The 398-nt window shown below is 58.0% G+C and carries 1 protein-coding gene; it reads left to right on the top strand.

Annotated features, from left to right (window positions below; all coding sequences use genetic code 11):
• Positions 1 to 201 precede the first annotated feature (201 nt).
• The coding region (locus RNB18_RS53190; protein WP_311721201.1) for a DUF2563 family protein at positions 202 to 398 on the top strand (197 nt) is incomplete at its 3' end.

The raw sequence follows: 398 nt of genomic DNA, 5'->3' as shown, positions 1-398 counted from the left end.
GTCGAAGCGGAGGTAATCATCGCCGATCCTCCGCCTTCCGACTCCCTGGCGCGTGACCCAGCTGTCGCACTTGTCCAGTTGATATCGACGAAGATCATGAAGTCCCAACGCTGACCTGGCGCCTATGCCGCCGCGGAAAAGAGTGCATCTCGGGGCAAACATCGCAGGGTATCCTTCAGAGACACTGAGGAGGGGACTTCAATGTTTGTTGACAGTGAAATATTGCGCTGCGGTGCAGAATTCTCGCGGAGTGCCGGGGCAGTCGCACAGCAAGGCTCCGATCGCTTGGCGGCCGCACAGCTATCTCCAAAGATATTCGGCGACTTTGCGAAGGCCGAGGAATTCCACAACGCGGTTTGCCACGCGCACGAAACCCACGTCACTGCGATGCGGAAACA

It is taken from the genome of Streptomyces doebereineriae (assembly GCF_031845645.1).
Lineage (GTDB): Bacteria > Actinomycetota > Actinomycetes > Streptomycetales > Streptomycetaceae > Streptomyces > Streptomyces canus.
The sequence above is the reverse complement of the archived record's forward strand: the minus strand, read 5'-3'. Positions and strand labels throughout refer to the sequence as shown.